Here is a 14,188-nt window from a genome sequence, read left to right on the forward strand (position 1 = left end):
CGCTGTTTAAGCGGATAATCCGAGGGAAACCTGTTCGCCTTGCTGCTCGCTCAATACGCGGTCGAGCAAAGTCGGCAGGTCCTCACCGGTCGTGGTGCACTTCCAACCGGGGTTTTCAAAAGAAAGATGGTAGCCACCGGATTTGGCGGCGACCCACAACTCTCGGTTGGCAGACTGGCGCGAGAGAATTACCTGGCTGCCATTGTCTTCCAGGGTCAAGGTCAGCACCGCATCACTGCGTTCGTAGTCAATATCCCAATCGCAGTGATCGAGTGCATCCTCAATACCGATTAGAGTCTGCTCCACAGCCGCATCATATTCCGCTTGGCTCATCTTTGGTTACTTCTGTTACCGTGTAATGTGTTGAATCAGGTGGGCCGCTATACTATCAGGCTTTTGCCGGTTGCCGCTGCGAATCTCCGACTCTCAGGATGTTATCGATGCTCAAAAAACGACTCTCTCTATTAACCATCACCATCGGTGCCACCGCACTGTTACTGGGCTGTGGCCAAAAAGGTCCTCTCTATCTTCCACAGGACCCCGCCATGCCCGCCTCCAATATTCCAGGTGGCCCGCCGGAGACAGTACCCACCAGTGGTGCAGCACAACCCGGCGAGCCCGGCTCTGCAGCAGAGCAAGCGGTGGAAACCGTTGATGAAATTGAATCTGAAGACGGCTATGGGCCCGACTTTGATATCGATGACACCATTGAGACCGGCCCGACTATCGAAGTCGACGACGAATCGGGCACAGCGGATGACTCCAATGTCGAGGAAGATTTAGAAGAGTAAGAACCGGTCATATGAGAGAGTTTAGTTATCGCGACGGTAGCCTGTGGGCTGAGCAGGTTTCACTGGAACAAATAGCTGAGAATTTCGGCACCCCCACTTATGTCTACAGCCGCGCGCACTTTGAACGGCAGTATCGGGATTACGCCGAGGCCCTCGGCAATCGTCCCGGCCTAATCTGCTACGCAGTGAAAGCCAACAGTAACCTGGGCATTCTGTCACTGCTGGCACAGCTGGGGGCGGGCTTTGATATTGTTTCCGGCGGGGAACTTGAGCGAGTGCTGCTCGCCGGCGGCGACCCATCGCGAATCGTATTTTCCGGAGTGGGTAAAACCTCAGAGGAAATGCGGCGTGCTCTGGAGGTTGGAGTGCACTGCTTCAATATTGAATCAGAAGCGGAAATTGACCGCCTTGAGCGCGTGGCCACAGAGTGTGGCAAGACCGCCCCAATTTCCATCAGGGTCAATCCCGATGTGGATGCCCAAACCCACCCCTATATTTCCACTGGCCTCAAAGAAAATAAATTTGGTATCGCCATAGACAAGGCGATCGAGGTTTATCAGCACGCAGCGGATTCTGAGCATCTGAAAATTACCGGTGTGGATTGCCATATCGGTTCCCAGCTCACCGAAGTCGCCCCCTTCCTAGATGCACTCGATCGCCTGCTGGTCCTTATCGATCAGCTCGCCGAGCTGGGAATTACTCTGGAACACCTGGATCTGGGCGGAGGCCTAGGCGTGCGCTATCGGGGTGAAGAACCACCCCCTGTCGGGGATTACCTGGCGGAGGTCCACAAGCGTATCGACAAGCGCAATTTATCCCTGATTCTCGAACCCGGCCGCTCCATTGCCGCCAACGGCGGCGCCCTGCTGACCCGGGTCGAGTACCTGAAACGTACCGAAGAGCACAACTTCGCTATCGTCGATGCCGCCATGAATGACAACCTGCGTCCGGCCCTTTACCAGGCATGGCAGGATATTGTGCCAGTGACACCGGACGAGAGTGAAAGTACCCTGTGGGATATTGTCGGTCCGGTATGCGAAACGGGCGACTTCCTGGGTAAAAATCGCTCCCAATCTCTACGAGAGGGGCAGCTGTTAGCCATGTTGTCGACCGGTGCCTACGGTTTCACCATGAGTTCCAATTACAACAGCCGCTGTCGCGCAGCTGAAGTACTTGTGGATGGCGACAAGACTTACCTGGTGCGTGAGCGGGAGACTTTTGCCGACTTGGTTCGCGGTGAGACCACTGTCCCCAAAAAAGCCTGATCAGCTACTTGCATCGCAGTGGGGTCCATTTTTCAGCCCGGACCCCAAACCGCAGCTAACGCCGCGGAAAATCAGTACGAACAGAGAAATGGAATGCGCGTTAAATTCAGCAAGATGCATGGGCTCGGCAACGATTTCGTGATGCTCGACGGCGTCAGCCAAAAAATTAAACTGACCCCGGAAAAAACTCGTCGCCTGGCAGACCGCTGCCTCGGCGTGGGCTGCGACCAGGTACTGCTGGTGGAGCCGCCCCGCACACCCGAGGCGGATTTTCGCTATCGCATATTTAACGCCGATGGCAGCGAAGTGGAAAATTGCGGCAATGGCGCCCGCTGCTTTGCCCGCTTTGTACGTGAACGCCGCCTTACCGGTAAGAAAAATATCCAGGTAGAAACTGCCGCCGGTTTACTACACCTGAGAGTACTGGACGGGGATCAGGTTAGTGTCGATATGGGAGCACCGGTCCTCGAGCCCCAAAAAGTACCTTTTTCCGCCGATCGCCGTGCAGAGTCCTATCCCCTGGAAGTGGACGGGGAGACCTTCACCATTGGTGCTGTATCCATGGGCAACCCTCACGCGGTTCTGCTGGTGGAAGATATCGCTTCCGCACCGGTAGAAAGACTCGGGCCCCTAATTGAACGCCACCCGCGGTTCCCACAAAAGGTCAACGCTGGCTTTCTGCAAGTGGATACACGCACCGAAGCCCGGCTCAGGGTATTTGAGCGCGGGGTTGGCGAAACTCGTGCCTGTGGCACAGGCGCCTGTGCTGCCATGGTATACGCTCGCCTGCGAAACTTGGTGGATGACAAAGTCCAAATTCAGCTCCCCGGCGGCACACTGACAATTCACTGGAGCGGACCCGGCCAGCCAGTTACTATGACCGGGCCCGCAACCACGGTTTTTCACGGGCAGATTATTCTCTAAACAATTGTCCGGGTATTTGGCAGTAAACCCGCCACAAGCGGGTACGGGATAACTCAGAGAGCAGAACGCTTCGCCACATCAGTTGTCCGATGCCCCATCCCCGTGCCAGAAAAAGCAAACACAATGGAACACACAGACGCCAATCAGCCCCCCGAAGAGATTGCCGGCGACACCCACAAGGAAACCCAGCGTGACGATAAACTGCTGGCACGGCAGGTAGCCCGCTACCTGATTCAAAACCCGGAGTTCTTTGAAGAGCGCATGGAACTGCTGGAAACCATCAAGTTGCCGCGGGAAAATGGCAAGACCGTGTCGCTGATGACCCACCAAACGAATTTGCTGCGTGAGCGCAATATCGAAATGCGCCAGCGCCTCGACCAGCTCTTGCACAACGCCCGGGACAACGACCAGTTATTTTTCAATAGCCGCCGACTTATCCTGGCACTGCTGGAAGCTGAAAATATCGGTGAAGTCACAGAAGCTCTCTATGCCAGTTTCGCCGCTGACTTCAATGTTGAGTTCACCAGCCTGACTCTGTTCGAGCCATTATCTGCTCCCCGCCAAAGCCTGGGACAAGTTCAGACCAGCACATTTTCCGATGCCGAGACGGCAATTGGCGGAATAATTCGTAACGGCCGTCCCATCTGTGGTGTTTTACGCCAGCGGGAAAAAGAATTCCTGTTTGCGGAAAAAGCGCAAAATATCGCTTCAGCTGCCGTAGTTCCTTTGGGCAATCAACTTGGCACCCTAGCGGTAGGCTCTGCTGATCCCCAGTACTACCGGTCTAGCCTGGGTACTTTATTCCTATCCTATATCGGCGAAGTCCTGGAGCGCCTGCTACCGAAACTGCTCAATCGGTAAAAGCTCTGAGAGGCTGAGAGGGGTTTGGCCAACTGTCACTCCTCCTGCTGGAGGAGCAACAGCGACCAGAGAGATTAGATAGGGCGGCTGCCGTATTTTGGCTGCGGTTTGCGCGGGGGGTCGGCGGTAACTTCTGGATCAACTTCACTAATCGCGCCGCCACCGGCGAGAAACTCCTCTACATCGGAACTTAACTGGCTTCTGGCGCGCTGGCGAGAGGTGATACTGCGTTCTTCTGCAAATTCCTCGGAGTCCTTGCTGCGAGAGTTCTTACCCTGATCTTCATAACCATCTTTCATAGCTAAAACCCTGTAACCTTTACTCCTGTTACAGAGGGAGTACCTCTGTGCCGCCCCTTTCCCGCGGCATCTACAAAACTGACAACCACTTTTCAGTGGCGATCCCCTACCGCGTCAATAGCGGCGATTAATTTATAGGCAGTTCCCCACCCCCGTGCCAGTAACACAAGGAGGAGGCTGTAGAGTTTTTTGTTGGGAAATGAAATGGGAATATTTCAGTTAGTTATGCAGATTTTTGCGCCTGCACCCGTAGCAGGTATTTCAAGCAAAATAGATAACAAAGATCGAAGGCGAGATAGCGGGACTTATCAGAAGTGCGTATAAAGCCCCTTGCGGGGCTTATGATACTCAATCGCTACGTTATGAAAGAGTTATCAAACAGGTTACACAGCTTCGCTACCGGTTTCACCGGTACGGATACGAATGACTTCTTCGAGAGCCGTGATAAAGATTTTGCCGTCACCGATTTTGCCGGTTTGCGCCGCCTTGGTGATTGCCTCGACAGCGGAGTCCACCATCTCATCATCAACAGCGAGTTCCAATTTTACTTTCGGTAGAAAGTCCACCACATATTCGGCGCCACGATAAAGTTCTGTATGGCCTTTTTGACGCCCAAAACCTTTTACCTCGGTGACGGTCATTCCTTGCACGCCCACTTCAGACAGGGCAGTGCGTACATCATCCAATTTGAAGGGCTTTACTACAGCCGTAATCAATTTCATCTTGAGTATTTCCCCTGATTCGTCCTCGTCGAGAGAACCTTACCCAGGCCACTGCCCCGCCTATGGGGCAGCACCGACACTGTTAACTTACTTGTTCATAAATTCCGGGTAAGCTTCCATTCCGCATTCGGTCAAGTCAACACCCTCTTGCTCCTCATCTTCGCTCACACGGATACCAGTGACGAGCTTGAGCAGGTACCACACTGCAAATGAACTGACGAATACCCAGCCAAAGATGGTCAACGCACCAATCAATTGCCCGCTGAAACTGGAATCATTGTTAGTCACAGGTACCAATAGCAAACCGAGCAAGCCGACAACGCCGTGTACAGAGATAGCGCCCACCGGATCATCAATTTTCAGCTTATCCAGGGTGATGATAGAGAAGACCACCAACACACCGGCGATCATACCGAAGAGGGTTGCCTGCAATGCAGTCGGGGTCGAAGGCTCCGCAGTAATTGCTACCAGACCGGCCAGGGCGCCATTGAGCAACATGGTCAGATCAGCTTTACCGAACAGGATACGGGCGGTGATCAGTGCAGCAATAGCACCACCGGCAGCAGCGGTATTGGTATTCACAAAGACCATGGCGACGGAGTGCGCACTGGCAGCATCGCCCAGCTTCAGTACGGAGCCGCCATTGAAGCCAAACCAGCCCATCCACAGGATAAAGGTACCCAGGGTTGCCAACGGCAAGTTAGCACCGGGAATGGCATACACTTGGCCGTTGGGGCCATATTTGCCTTTGCGCGCGCCCAGTAGCAGGACACCAGCAAGCGCAGCCGCTGCACCCGCCATATGCACGATACCGGAACCGGCAAAATCAGAGAAACCGAGATCGCCCAAGTTGTACAGGCCGAAAACCTCTTTGCCACCCCAAGTCCAGGCACCTTCCAGTGGATAGATGAAACCGGTCAAAACTACTGCAAAGGCCAGGAAGCTCCACAGCTTCATACGCTCGGCAACCGCACCGGATACAATGGACATGGCGGTAGCTACGAAAACCACCTGGAAGAAAAAGTCTGAAGCTCCGGAATAAACGGAGTCACCCTCAAAACCATTTTCTGCAGAATCGCTGAGGACGCCTTCCAGACTAAACGCCTCAATACCGGACAATGCCCAGCCACCATCGTACATAATGGCGTAGCCAGTTAGCAGATACATAATGCAGGCAATCGCAAACAGGGCCACATTCTTGGTGAGAATTTCCGTGGTGTTTTTGGAGCGCACCAAGCCGGCTTCCAGCATAGAAAAGCCGGCGGCCATCCACATTACCAAGGCGCCGCACATCAGAAAGTAAAAAGTATCAATTGCATACTGCAATTGAAAAATTTGGTTCTCCATATTCCTCTCCGTTCAAATCTGGATATTTATTAAAATTATGTTTTCGGTTTTTAATTAAATTGCTGCATTACCGGTTTCTCCGGTACGTATGCGCACGACCTGCTCAAGCTCTGCAACAAATATTTTTCCGTCACCGATCTTGCCACTCTGCGCGCTGGAACCAATTGCTTCGATAACCGCATCCAGTTGCGAATCTGCCACCGCTATTTGCAGCATGGTTTTCGGAAGAAAATCCACCACATACTCTGCACCGCGATACAATTCCGTATGCCCTTTTTGGCGACCAAAGCCCTTCACTTCAGTAACCGTTACACCATTAACCCCCGACTCCCGCAGGGCATCTCTCACAGCATCCAGCTTGAAGGGTTTAATGATTGCAGTGATTAATTTCATGGTATTCCCCCAAAGAAAAACGAGCCCTCGCATTAACGAAGGCCCTTTTGTATTACCAGGTATAAGTCGCGCCGGCGAGCAATGTAGGTTCGCACCAGTCAGTCTCGTAGCACTCTTTATCGCTGACATCGGTGCCCACGAAAGAAGCGCTCAGGCTCAAGCCGCCAAATTCTTTACTGAGGGAAACGGAGTAATCGATATAGGAATCAGATCCATCGAGAAAACCTTCTTCTTCAAAGAGGTTTAATCCCAGATGTAGATCGAGAGAAAGATCTGAGGGAAGAGCGAAACTATATTCCGCATAAGGGTAATAAAACTCACCGGTATCCGCCCAATAATCATCGGAATAGGCAAACCCCAATGTTAAATCTGAAAAACTCAGGCTGCCGTATATTTCCTGATAATCTTCATCTTCACTTCCGCCATGATAGGCGTAATAAATGTAGCCAACATCAAAGCTAACGCTGTCATTGATATCCGCACTATAACCGCCGTAAAAATCCTGTTCGTAGTCGGTTTGATCAGTCTCATAATCAAAATCCACTTGGGACGCCCAGGTGCCAATATAAATCCCATTTCCAAAATCGATATCGACACCACCTTGTACTGCGGGGCTTCCATCAGTCTGGCTAATTCCACGGAATCTATAGTCAGAAACAAGACCCACATTGGCACTAACGCTGGGACCGCCCTCGGCAGCCATCGATAAATTTGCAGCGCCCAGTGCGAGAACGGCACCGGTGACGAGAGTGGCAACTTTATACATTTTATTTTCCACTTTGATCCTCCAAGGCTTTTGAAGCTGTTTTTTCGAGTGCTTTTATGGCGCCGCCTGCAATCAGTCCTTCACTGTCGGGTGTGACAGAGGGTCGCTTGCGTCTCGTGAACTGCTACTTTCCCAGACTCCCAATGATCGTTAATGGGACACCTGCACAGATTGTTTGCAGACTTGATGCCAACACTGCAACCACAAGCAAAATCAATAAGTTAGGATTAATTGAGTTAGTAAAATTCGTACGAATAGAAACTCGAAGGCAAAGTGCTGCACCAACATGGAACTGCCTTTCTTCCTTTGCACTGAAGTGGGGAGGTAAAGATTAAGGTGCGCTCAGAACGGTGCGCTGTTAGGCTGCTTTTTCCAAAAAATGCACTGGGTTACAATCCCGTGCTATTCATATCCATCTTATTTAGCGAGGAAATGCCCGTGGCAGCAGATAAACTGCAACAGCTGCTGAAAGAGCTACAACAACAGGGCGCCGTGGTGACCAGTGACTTGCGCAGTGCTCTGGAAGTATCACTGGATAAATTGCCATTGGTCTCCCAGCGAGAGTTCGACACTCAGGTGGAGATACTGCGCCGGACCCGGGAAAAGCTGGCACGACTCGAAGATAAGGTCGAAATGCTGGAGCAAGCCCTGGCGCAGAGAGACAGCGCCGCCAAGGACTAAGCCCAGGGAGCCACTTCAAGGATGAAATCGTGAGCCTCTCAGTCACCTACTCCCGAGCTCAGCTCGGGGTCTCTGCACCTCTGGTTACCGTAGAAACCCACCTGGCAAATGGACTCCCTGCTTTTCATATTGTGGGTTTACCGGAAGCGGCGGTGCGGGAGAGCCGCGACCGTGTGCGCAGCGCCCTAATCAACAGCCATTTCGACTTCCCCCAGCGCCGTATTACCGTCAACCTCGCCCCCGCCGACTTACCCAAGGAAGGTGGCCGCTACGATCTGGCCATCGCCATCGGTATTCTCAGCGCCTCGGGACAGGTTCCCACCGAAACGCTGGAACGTTATGAATTTATTGGCGAGCTAGCACTCACTGGCGCCTTGCGGGAAGTAAGTGGTAGCTTACCGGCAGCCGTAGCCTGCACCAATGAAGACCGTAAACTCATTGTGCCTATGGAAAACGGTGCGGAAGCCGCGCTGGCTACCGGCGAAGTCAGCATTGCCAACTCCCTGCTGGAAGTTTGCGCCGAACTTCATGGGCGTGAATCTATGCCCAAAGCTGTTGCAGAGCCTATTGCCGAAGAGCACCTGTGCGCAGACTTGGCCGATGTGCGCGGCCAACTAAAGGCCCGCCGCGCGCTCGAAGTAGCAGCAGCCGGCGGCCACAATCTGCTTTTTTACGGCCCTCCCGGCACCGGCAAAACCATGTTGGCCAGCCGCCTGCCAGGTATATTGCCCCCGCTGACAACTGAAGAGTCATTAGAAGTAGCGAGCGTTTACTCCAGCGCAGGCCTACCTCACCAGAGCCTGCGCCCTTTCAGGGCCCCGCACCACAGCGCCTCACCAACAGCACTGGTCGGTGGTGGCAGCACCCCAAGGCCCGGTGAGATATCCCTCGCGCACCGGGGAGTCCTGTTCCTCGATGAAATGCCCGAATTTCCCAGGCACGCTCTGGAGATACTGCGGGAACCTCTGGAGAATGGTGAAGTGCGAATCTCCCGCGCCCGAGCCCAAGTCACCTACCCCGCCCACTTTCAGCTGGTCGGGGCTATGAACCCTTGCCCTTGTGGCTATTTAGGCGAACCCCGCTGTCGCTGTACCCCAGACCAGATAGATCGATATCGCAACAAACTCTCTGGCCCTCTGCTGGATCGTATCGATATGCAGGTAGAGGTGGGCGCTATGAATGCTGTGCAATTACAGGACTCAGCTCCCGGAGAAACTTCCGATGCCGTGAGAGAGAGAGTTTGTGCCGCACGCCAGCAACAAATACAGCGGCAAGGTAAGACAAATAACCTGTTAAAAGGCGCAGAGCTGGAAAAGCACTGTGCCTTGGGGGAAAAGGAAAAGCACCTCTTACGTCAGTCGGTGGAAAAACTGGGGCTATCCGCGCGTAGCTACCACCGTATTCTTAAAGTAGCTCGAACCCTGGCAGACCTCACTAATTTTGAACATATAAGTACTACTCAAATTGCTGAGGCACTAGCCTATAGAAATCTCGACCGAAGAAATGTAATTGCTTTATCAAACTAGTCAAAAACCTGAGTTATAAAGTAGATAGTTATTAACCCTTTCCAATCCCTATCAATATTTAGGATTAAAATCAGTATCTAAATACTGTTATTATTTTCTATATAAAATTAGCTCTAATTAATACGTAAGTACGTACTCATAAAGGACGAGTCGATGATAAAAATAAAAATTAACCCCATTTTATCATTATTTATCACTATATTTATTAGTATTTTTTTAACTGGCTGTGGTGGTGGTGGTGGTGGTGGTGGTGGTGGTGAGAAGTCTGACTCATCGTTGAGCCAACAAAATTTGACATTCGCCTACACTGGTTCAATTGATTTATATCTTGGCGACAGTTTACAAAATACTGCAACTGGGCAAGGCTCAGGCTTAATCGCTTATAGTTCTAATAATCCAGAAATAGTCACTGTTGATTCAGAAGGCTTAATCACTGCTATAGCCGCAGGCTCAGCTACCATAACGGCAAATATAGATCAGGACAATCAATACTTTTCCGCTTCATCTAGCTATCAAGTTAACTCTGAAATAAAAACAATCAGTATGACTGCGTGGGTAGGCAAATCTGATACTAAAATTCAGTTTTCTGAGTCAGATGACAATATCTTATTTTATCGTAGCGCTGAGAATGAGTGTAATCTAGAAAGCTATAATACTTGTAAAAATGGGCAGTTAAGTACTATCAACGGTCAAATAGTTACCGATACAGCTGCCACTCTCTCCCAGCCAGCTTTCTACAATCTTGTTTCTGATACTTCAAAAGCCTCTGTCACAGTAACTACATCAGAATTTTCTGGGAGAGAGGGACACCAGGTAATAGCTTTTAAAGAAAAACTTTGGCTCATCGGTGGTTATGATGGTTTGGAGTACCAAAATGATATCTGGTCCAGTAGTGATGGAATTATTTGGGAACTACAAACCAAAAATGCACCTTTTCCTCTAGCCTGGTCCCCTAAAGCCGCCGTATACAATAATAAATTATGGGTTGTTCTAAGTCCTATTAGTAACCCTGAAAATAATGAAATTTGGTCATCAGATGACGGCATTACCTGGGAACTGGTTACGGATAATCCCAATTTTCCGAGTCGCATTACACAGAGGTTTATTACTCACGATGATAAATTATGGATCATTGGTGGTGCGTATAGAGATTCAACAGGGGACAATTTTCACAATGATGTATGGTCGTCTACTAATGGAGTCACATGGACTCTTGTTACAGAAGACCCCTCATTCTTAATCGGATGGGCAGCAGAAACAATTAGTTTCAACAATAAACTATGGATGATCGGCGCCCTGGGATTTGATTTCACAAAGAGTGAAATTTGGTCATCAGAGGATGGAGAACATTGGAAACAGGTATCAGAAGAGACCCCATTTATGGCGAGAGAAGATCACCAACTAGTATCCCATGACAATAAGCTTTGGGTAATTGGTGGCAGTGAAGGTGGCAGCCCAAATAATATAAACGATATTTGGTCATCAACAGACGGAGTTAGATGGCAGCAAGAAACCGAAAGTACTCCTTTTTCATCCCGTGAAAACCATCAAGCTATTAGTTTTACCGGAAAAATATGGTTAATTGGCGGTCGGTCAGGTGGTATGTTTAGTGGGTTAAGAAATGACATCTGGTCATCTATAGATGGTGTGAATTGGCAACAACACACAAAAACTGATGAGATACCACCAAGAACACAACATCAAGCTATTTATTATAAAAATAAATATTGGATTATTGGTGGTTCTGGAAGTTCAAAGAATGATATCTGGTCATCTAGTAACGGGGCAGATTGGACACTAGCGACAGACAGTCCAAATTTCCCTTTCAGTTATCGACATCAAGTCGCGATCCACAATGAAAAAATGTGGTTAGTTGGAGGTAATGACGGAGCATGTTGCGAGCAATCTCACGGATTAAAGAATGACGTTTGGTCATCTATTGATGGAATAGATTGGAAGTTAGAGTCAGAGACTCCTGGATTCTCAGCCCGATTCGGCCATCAACTCATAAGTTACGATGAGCGGCTATGGCTTATTGGAGGTACCGAAGATTATGGCGATACAGGAAAAAAAGATATCTGGTCATCAATAGATGGTATTAACTGGACACTTGTCACAGATAACCCTCCATTTATATCTCGCCACTTTCATCAGGCACTCAATTTCAATAATAAAATTTGGGTTTTTGGAGGAAAAGGGGACTTAGGTTCAGATGATGTCATGTGGTCATCTACCGATGGTATCAATTGGTCAAAAGAAACGCTTAACCCAATCTTTAATACTCGTTACGATCACCAATTTGTAGCCTTTAAGAATAAGCTATGGCTAATTGGGGGATGGGACACAGAAATGGCGGAATATACCAATGATATATGGTCTTCTATGGATGGGGTTAACTGGACTCTGGAAACCTCTTCCGCCCCCTTCTCAGCCAGAGGCTCTCACGAAATAGTGAGCAATGGTGACCATCTATTACTTATTGGGGGTCAGGGTGAGGGAATAAATAATGACATATGGAAATCAGAAGACGGTATCCAGTGGCGTAAGCTTTACAAGCGCCAAGTTTATTTTGCCACTCCAAGGTAGCTCATTACTAGTTTCGTGCAATCATCATTTCTGTGGCTCCTAGTTGAGCCACTGCTATCTCTACAATGTTAAGTAAACCGACTGTTCTCCTCCACTCCTTACATTAAACTGACCCACAAGTAGTTTGACAATCCACCCCATTTGATTATCATGATAACTAAATTCCATAGAGAGTGACGTTTATGGCTATAAATTTATTCATTATTGCCAAGATTTCTCCCAAGACAGAGTTCTTTGACCAAGCCAAGCAGGCCATCCTGTCCATAGTGGCTAATACATTGGAGGAAGAGGGCTGCCTGAAGTTTGCAGTACACGAGGACGGGGAAAACTTGTTTTTATACGAGGAGTGGCGCAGTCAGGAAGATCTCGATAAGCATTACACTATGCCCTACATCACCCCGATTTTCGAAGCCTATCAAGAGTGGCTAAAAGAGCCTGTGGAGATCAATAAGCTGGAGAGGTTAGCTTAAAACCCTTATGTTTTTTCTCAAAGAACTTCCCTCACAACAGATGGTTGAGGGATATTCCAAACGATTTTCTGTAAAAGATCCCGCTGCCGTTCAGGGTGCTCTTACCATGATGCGGGATGCGAGTCTGCTATTGCGGGAGCTGGAGAGTTATTTTTCCGAGCATGGAACCTCCCAGCTGCGCTTCCTGGTGATGATCGTTATCGACCGGGAGCCTCAAAGAGACAGTTTGCTGGCTTCAGAAATTGCAGAGCGCATCGATGTTTCTCGACCGGTAATGACACGAACCCTGAAAAGCATGGTGGAAGATAAGCTCATCGTTATGGAAGCAGACTCCAGCGATGGTAGGGCAAAATGTGTAGCACTTACCAAGAGTGGAAAACAATTTTTACAGAAATTATTGCCGGGATATTTTAAGACAATTTCTAAATTTATGGAGGAATTGAACAAATGAAGAAATCGATACTACACGCCCTGTGCATCTGGGCACTGGTTTACCCTATTGTTACTCTATTACTTCTGGGGATGCAGGCACTGGAATTTCAAATTGCAATTGGTTTAAAAGCGCTAATAATGACCGCTATTCTGGTCCCACTAATGTATTTCTATCTTGTGCCAAAGGTACATCAATTTTTGGCCCGGCATTAATTCTGACAGGCCATGTTTTATATCACCAATATCTAATCAACTGAATCTCTCTCAGTCTCTAGCTTTTTATTTAATTTTGCTTCCGCTTTCTCTGCATATTGATGACAGTTCACTGATTTTTTCTGTATAGCTATGTTTTTAAACTCCCAACCGCTGGCAGGTGCATGAGGGGTAAGTAGTAAATCACAAGGTAAATCCCGCACACGGGCAAAGCTTGTGCGGAAGTCCTCTACGATGTTTGGATAGCGGCGATTATCAATCAGTTGATAACCGGGCGCTGTAAGGCTATCCACATAAGCTATATCTTTAGTTTTACCATCAACTTTGTCTTCCCAGGTCCAGGCCATACTGCCTGGTGTATGGCCTGGGATAAAATGTACGCGTAGACGCAAATCCCCTAGAACCACTTGCTCGCCATCGTGCAAGATACGATCCGCCTTTATTGGCGGATATAAAAGTTCGTCGGCGAAGTGAATATCATTAGCACCACCGCGAGCCATTAACACTGCTGATTCGGCATTGGTTACCACCTGTGCACCAGTTACGCGTTTTAGCTCAGCTATAGAACCAATGTGGTCTGCATGGGCCTGACTGTGCAATATTAATTTGAGATCCGAGGGGGCGACTCCCAACCTGCGCATATTCTCCAATAAATGCTCAGCCGTCTGCTCCATGCCACCGTCAATTAGAATCGATCCCTCTTTGCCTTTTAATAGCAGTGAGGTAATTCCCTCAGTACCTATTTGCCACGTGTTACTTGCAATCTTTAGAGGCGCTACTGGCTGACGCCAGGATTCTGGTACCTTGTAGGTTTCCAGTTGTGGTAAGGCAGCATAGTTTTCCGCTGCCGAAAAACTGGAATAAGCGGCCATCACTATTGCGGCTAATTGGATTCTTATATTCATTGATCAG

The 14,188-nt window shown here is 49.3% G+C and carries 17 protein-coding genes; 10 read left to right on the top strand and 7 right to left on the bottom strand.

From position 1 onward, the window contains the following. Window positions 1-6 precede the first annotated feature (6 nt). Window positions 7-333: an iron donor protein CyaY gene (cyaY, locus tag ACJJI5_RS00505; protein WP_282930329.1), complete on the bottom strand. Its 327-nt coding sequence runs from the start codon at window positions 331-333 to the stop codon at window positions 7-9. Between the two features lie 107 nt (window positions 334-440). On the opposite strand from cyaY, the gene lptM reads away from it, so the two are divergent. The 4 genes from lptM (at window position 441) to ACJJI5_RS00525 (ending at window position 3,841) form a co-directional block, all read left to right on the top strand. Next, entirely contained in the window at window positions 441-791 is a 351-nt protein-coding gene (gene lptM / locus ACJJI5_RS00510; RefSeq protein ID WP_282930330.1) for an LPS translocon maturation chaperone LptM, read from the top strand. Window positions 792-802: 11 nt separating this feature from the next. Further along, window positions 803-2,056 carry a diaminopimelate decarboxylase gene (gene lysA / locus ACJJI5_RS00515; protein WP_445355258.1) on the top strand — a complete coding sequence of 418 codons (1,254 nt, stop codon included), beginning with the start codon at window positions 803-805 and terminating at the stop codon, window positions 2,054-2,056. Window positions 2,057-2,149: 93 nt separating this feature from the next. Then, window positions 2,150-2,980, top strand: a complete 831-nt coding sequence (gene dapF, locus ACJJI5_RS00520) for a diaminopimelate epimerase (RefSeq protein ID WP_413664046.1) — start codon at window positions 2,150-2,152, stop codon at window positions 2,978-2,980. Between the two features lie 123 nt (window positions 2,981-3,103). After that, window positions 3,104-3,841, top strand: coding sequence for a DUF484 family protein (locus tag ACJJI5_RS00525; RefSeq protein WP_445355259.1), 738 nt, complete (start codon window positions 3,104-3,106; stop codon window positions 3,839-3,841). A gap of 74 nt (window positions 3,842-3,915) precedes the next feature. Here the strand turns inward: ACJJI5_RS00525 and ACJJI5_RS00530 are convergent, their stop codons facing one another. From ACJJI5_RS00530 to ACJJI5_RS00550, 5 genes are all read right to left on the bottom strand, one after another. After that, window positions 3,916-4,140, bottom strand: a complete 225-nt coding sequence (locus tag ACJJI5_RS00530; protein WP_108731384.1) for a hypothetical protein — start codon at window positions 4,138-4,140, stop codon at window positions 3,916-3,918. A gap of 383 nt (window positions 4,141-4,523) precedes the next feature. Further along, window positions 4,524-4,862 (bottom strand): P-II family nitrogen regulator, encoded by a 339-nt coding sequence (locus ACJJI5_RS00535; protein WP_108731383.1) that lies wholly within the window; start codon window positions 4,860-4,862, stop codon window positions 4,524-4,526. Between the two features lie 87 nt (window positions 4,863-4,949). After that, the gene (amtB, locus tag ACJJI5_RS00540) at window positions 4,950-6,209 is read right to left on the bottom strand and encodes an ammonium transporter AmtB (protein WP_413664044.1); all 1,260 of its coding nucleotides are present in this window, start codon (window positions 6,207-6,209) and stop codon (window positions 4,950-4,952) included. A 54-nt stretch (window positions 6,210-6,263) separates the two neighbouring features. Next, window positions 6,264-6,602: a P-II family nitrogen regulator gene (locus tag ACJJI5_RS00545; RefSeq protein ID WP_282930336.1), complete on the bottom strand. Its 339-nt coding sequence runs from the start codon at window positions 6,600-6,602 to the stop codon at window positions 6,264-6,266. A 52-nt stretch (window positions 6,603-6,654) separates the two neighbouring features. Then, window positions 6,655-7,368: a TorF family putative porin gene (locus ACJJI5_RS00550; protein ID WP_445355260.1), complete on the bottom strand. Its 714-nt coding sequence runs from the start codon at window positions 7,366-7,368 to the stop codon at window positions 6,655-6,657. Window positions 7,369-7,800: 432 nt separating this feature from the next. Between ACJJI5_RS00550 and ACJJI5_RS00555 the strand changes: the two genes are divergently transcribed. The 6 genes from ACJJI5_RS00555 (at window position 7,801) to ACJJI5_RS00580 (ending at window position 13,276) form a co-directional block, all read left to right on the top strand. Next, the gene (locus ACJJI5_RS00555; RefSeq protein WP_282930338.1) at window positions 7,801-8,049 is read left to right on the top strand and encodes an accessory factor UbiK family protein; all 249 of its coding nucleotides are present in this window, start codon (window positions 7,801-7,803) and stop codon (window positions 8,047-8,049) included. A gap of 29 nt (window positions 8,050-8,078) precedes the next feature. Then, window positions 8,079-9,575: a YifB family Mg chelatase-like AAA ATPase gene (locus ACJJI5_RS00560; protein ID WP_445355261.1), complete on the top strand. Its 1,497-nt coding sequence runs from the start codon at window positions 8,079-8,081 to the stop codon at window positions 9,573-9,575. A 153-nt stretch (window positions 9,576-9,728) separates the two neighbouring features. Further along, window positions 9,729-12,161 (top strand): Kelch repeat-containing protein, encoded by a 2,433-nt coding sequence (locus ACJJI5_RS00565; RefSeq protein WP_445355262.1) that lies wholly within the window; start codon window positions 9,729-9,731, stop codon window positions 12,159-12,161. A gap of 182 nt (window positions 12,162-12,343) precedes the next feature. Next, on the top strand, window positions 12,344-12,631 hold the full coding sequence (locus ACJJI5_RS00570) for a putative quinol monooxygenase (protein ID WP_444915003.1): 288 nt from the start codon (window positions 12,344-12,346) through the stop codon (window positions 12,629-12,631). 7 nt (window positions 12,632-12,638) lie between these two features. After that, window positions 12,639-13,082 (top strand): MarR family winged helix-turn-helix transcriptional regulator, encoded by a 444-nt coding sequence (locus ACJJI5_RS00575; protein WP_445355263.1) that lies wholly within the window; start codon window positions 12,639-12,641, stop codon window positions 13,080-13,082. After that, window positions 13,079-13,276, top strand: a complete 198-nt coding sequence (locus ACJJI5_RS00580; RefSeq protein ID WP_445355264.1) for a putative antibiotic biosynthesis monooxygenase — start codon at window positions 13,079-13,081, stop codon at window positions 13,274-13,276. The genes ACJJI5_RS00575 and ACJJI5_RS00580 overlap by 4 nt, the downstream gene beginning before the upstream one ends. 32 nt (window positions 13,277-13,308) lie before the next feature. Here the strand turns inward: ACJJI5_RS00580 and bla are convergent, their stop codons facing one another. Continuing rightward, on the bottom strand, window positions 13,309-14,175 hold the full coding sequence (gene bla / locus ACJJI5_RS00585; protein WP_445356339.1) for a subclass B3 metallo-beta-lactamase: 867 nt from the start codon (window positions 14,173-14,175) through the stop codon (window positions 13,309-13,311). Between the last annotated feature and the right edge of the window lie 13 nt (window positions 14,176-14,188).

The sequence above is a fragment of the Microbulbifer maximicatervae (SeqCode) genome (genome assembly GCF_052467955.1).